We start from the raw sequence: 3832 nt of genomic DNA, 5'->3' as shown, positions 1-3832 counted from the left end.
GGGGGCCAGGGGCGCAGCCCCTACCGATCAAAAACCCCCGTGCGCGAGGATGCCGCCGTGGCCGAGGTCGGCAGGGCGAGTCCTGACGAAGAGCTGATGCGCGTGCTCTACGACGAGCACGCGCCCCCGCTCCTCGCGTTCGTGCTGCGTCTGGTCGCGGGGGACCGCCAGCGCGCGGAGGATGTCGTCCAGGAGACGCTGCTGCGCGCCTGGCGCAACGCCGACCGCCTGCGCGGCGCCCCCGGTTCCGTACGGCCCTGGCTGGTGACCGTCGCCCGGCGCATCGTCATCGACAACCACCGCAGCCGCCAGGCCCGTCCCCGGGAGGTCGACCCGGCGCCCCTGGACCTGGTCCCGGCGGCCGACGAGATCGACCGGGCCCTGCGCCTGATGACCATCTCCGAGGCCCTCGGCGACCTGACCGAGGCCCACCGCGAGGCGCTGATCGAGACCTACTTCAAGGGACGTACGGTGAGCGAGGCCGCCGAAGTGCTGGGTGTGCCTGCCGGGACCGTGCGGTCCCGGGTCTTCTACGCGCTGCGCTCCATGAGGCTCTCGCTCGAAGAACGGGGGGTGACGGGATGAACCGGCCCGCACCGCACACCGACGTGGGCGCCTACGCGCTCGGCGCCCTGGAGCAGGACGATGCCGCCCGCTTCGAGGAGCACCTCGCCGACTGCCCCGAGTGCGCCGCGGAACTCGACGGCCTGCTCGGGCTCACCCCGCTCCTGGCCGACCTCAAGGAGGCCACGCCCGACCCGGACACGCTCACCGCCCGGCCGGGCCCCGGATTCCTGGACGGCCTCCTCGGCAGGGCCGCCGCCGTGCGCCGCGCCCAGCGTGTCCGCAGACGGTGCCTGGCCGCCGCGGCCGCCGTGCTGATCGTCGCCGGGCCGCTCGTCGGCGCCGCCCTCACCGCGCACCGCACGCCGGACCGCACGCCGGACCACAGCTCCGTGAGCGCGGCCAGGCAGATGTACGAGGAGGGCGAGAAGTACGGCGCGGTCGACCCCGTCACCAAGGTCGACGCCACCGTCTCGCTGGAGGACAAGCCCTGGGGCACCCACGCCGCCCTCCGGCTCGCCCACGTCAAGGGCCCGCTGACCTGCGACCTCGTGGCCGTCGGCAGGAACGGGCAGCGGCAGACCGTGACGACCTGGGCCGTACCGGCCGCCGGATACGGCCTGGAGGGGGGAGAAAAGAGCGACAAGTGGAGCAAAGAGCCCCTCTACACCCACGGCGGCGCCGCCTTCCCGCGGAACGACATCGACCACTTCGAGGTCCGGACGCTCGACGGAAAGCTCCTGGCCACCGTCAAGGTGTGACCGATCAGGCACCAACCAGGCCATTCGGCCGATGTCCTGACAGGTGCGCTCAGCACCTGTGTTCGCGTACGGTTGTCCGCTGCCCTAGGCACAGCAGAAGGGGGCTTGGGTGGCCGCGCAGAACGCCACGGACACGCAGGTGGCGACGGGACCGGCGACGGGACCCGACGGGGTCCGCGACCGTGAGGTCCGGACCGAACAAGAGCATCTCGACCGGGTGTACCGACGCCTGGAGGAGAAGATCCACGAGGCCGAGTTCCTCATGGACGACGCCGCCAAACGGGGCCAGGTCGGCACCCCCGGCGCGCTCGCCGAGCGGGACGCCCAGGTGTTCCGCGCCGGTGTGCACCTCAACCGGCTCAACAGCGAGTTCGAGGACTTCCTCTTCGGCCGCATCGACCTGCTCCTCGGCAAGGACGGCAAGAAGGGCCCCGACGGCGCCTACACCTCCGTCGAGCCCGCCGACGACGCCGTACGGGACGACCGGGCGGAGATCGCGGAGACGCTGCACATCGGCCGTCTCGGCGTCCTGGACGCCGACTACTCCCCGCTCGTCATCGACTGGCGCGCCCCCGCGGCCGCGCCGTTCTACCGCGCCACCCCCGTGGCGCCCGGCCGTGTCGTACGCCGCCGCGTCATCCGCTCCAAGGGCCGCAGGGTCCTCGGCGTCGAGGACGACCTGCTGCGCCCCGAGCTGACCGCCACCCTGCGCGGCGGCGCCCTGCCCGTCGTCGGCGACGGCGCCCTGATGGCCGCGCTCGGGCAGGCCCGCAGCCACACCATGCGCGACATCGTCTCCTCCATCCAGGCGGAGCAGGACCTCGTCATCCGGGCCCCCGCCGCCTCCGTGACCGAGGTCGAGGGCGGCCCCGGCACCGGCAAGACCGCCGTCGCCCTGCACCGCGCCGCGTACCTCCTCTACCAGGACCGGCGCCGCTACGCGGGCGGCATCCTCTGCGTCTCGCCGACCCCGCTGCTCGTCGCCTACACCGAGGGCGTGCTGCCCTCGCTGGGCGAGGAGGGCCAGGTGGCGATCCGCGCGGTCGGCTCCCTGGTGGACGGCGCCGAGGCGGACACCTACGACGAGCCCGCGGTCGCCCGGATCAAGGGCTCCACCCGCATGCTCAAGGTGCTCCGCAAGGCGGTGCGCGGTGCGCTGGAGACGGCGCCCGCGCCCAAGGGACAGGCGGCCGGGCAGCTCGCGCTCGGCGGTCCGGACACCGCCCCGGGCACCCCGGACCGGCTGCGCGTCGTCGTCTTCGGCGCCCGGCTGGAGCTGGGCGCCGACGAGCTCAAGCGCATCCGCAACACCGCGCTCGGCGGCACCGCGCCCATCAACCTGCTGCGCCCGCGCGCCCGCAGACTGATCCTCGACGCCCTGTGGTCCAAGGCGGGCGGCCCGCGCCGCTACACCGACCCGGAGCTCGCCGCCGAGGCCCGCAGGGCGTTCGACGAGGACGTCACCACCGAGGACGTCTTCATCGACTTCCTCGCCGCGTGGTGGCCCGAGCTCACCCCGCGCGGGGTGCTGGCCCTGATGGCCGACGAGCGGCGGCTCGCCCGCTGGGCCCGCCGCGACCTCGACCAGCGCGAGATCCGCCGTCTGGCCCGCTCGCTGAAGCGGCTGGACGTCCGCGGCCAGGGTCCGCTCTCCGTGCACGACGTGGCCCTCCTGGACGAACTGGAGACGCTGCTCGGTGTACCCGCCCGGCCCAAGCAGCCGCGCGAGGCCGACCCGCTCGACGCGCTCACGGGCCTGGAGGAGCTGATGCCCCAGCGCTCCGAGAGCCGCCGCGAGCGCGCGGAGCGGCTGGCGCAGGAGCGCCGGGACTACGCCCACGTGATCGTCGACGAGGCGCAGGACCTGACGCCCATGCAGTGGCGGATGGTGGGCCGCAGGGGCCGCACCGCCACCTGGACGATCGTCGGCGACCCCGCGCAGTCCTCCTGGTCCGACCCGGACGAGGCCGCCGCCGCCCGTGACGAGGCACTCGGCAGCCGCCCGCGCCGCCGCTTCGAGCTCACCGTGAACTACCGCAACCCCGCGGAGATCGCCGAACTCGCGGCGAGGGTGCTGGCCCTGGCCATGCCGGGCATGCGGGCCCCCTCCGCCGTACGCTCCACGGGCGTCGTGCCGCGGTTCGCCGTGGCCGGCGGCGACCTGGCGGAGTCCGTCCGCGCGGAGACCCTGCACCTGCTCGGCGACGTCGACGGCACGATCGGCGTCGTCGTCCCGATGGCGCGCCGTGCGGAGGCACGCGACTGGGTCGCGGGACTCGGCGACCGCGTCGTGGTCCTCGGCAGCCTCGAGGCCAAGGGCCTGGAGTACGACGCCACGGTCGTCGTCACCCCCGCCGAGATCGCCGACGAGTCCCCCGCGGGGCTGCGCGTGCTGTACGTGGCCCTGACGCGCGCCACGCAGCGGCTGACGGTTCTGTCGGGGGAGCGGGACGACCCCGACGCGGCGGGCGTCCCGGACCTGTTGCGCGACTGATTGTTGTCGGCTG

The 3832-nt window shown here is 74.3% G+C and carries 3 protein-coding genes; all 3 read left to right on the top strand.

The features are described from left to right. The first annotated feature begins 39 nt into the window (after positions 1 to 39). The 3 genes from K6I34_RS33300 (at position 40) to K6I34_RS33290 (ending at position 3819) form a co-directional block, all read left to right on the top strand. Positions 40 to 585 (top strand): sigma-70 family RNA polymerase sigma factor, encoded by a 546-nt coding sequence (locus K6I34_RS33300; RefSeq protein ID WP_229331777.1) that lies wholly within the window; start codon positions 40 to 42, stop codon positions 583 to 585. After that, entirely contained in the window at positions 582 to 1325 is a 744-nt protein-coding gene (locus K6I34_RS33295; RefSeq protein WP_229331775.1) for an anti-sigma factor, read from the top strand. The genes K6I34_RS33300 and K6I34_RS33295 overlap by 4 nt, the downstream gene beginning before the upstream one ends. Positions 1326 to 1434: 109 nt before the next feature. Next, a complete protein-coding gene (locus K6I34_RS33290; RefSeq protein ID WP_374231092.1) occupies positions 1435 to 3819 on the top strand; it encodes a UvrD-helicase domain-containing protein in 2385 nt (794 codons plus the stop codon). The last annotated feature ends 13 nt before the right edge of the window (positions 3820 to 3832 follow it).

The sequence above is a fragment of the Streptomyces sp. UNOC14_S4 genome, assembly GCF_020740835.1.
Taxonomy (GTDB): Bacteria; Actinomycetota; Actinomycetes; order Streptomycetales; family Streptomycetaceae; genus Streptomyces.
Note: the sequence above shows the minus strand (reverse complement) of the source record. Positions and strands in the feature narration are given on the sequence as shown.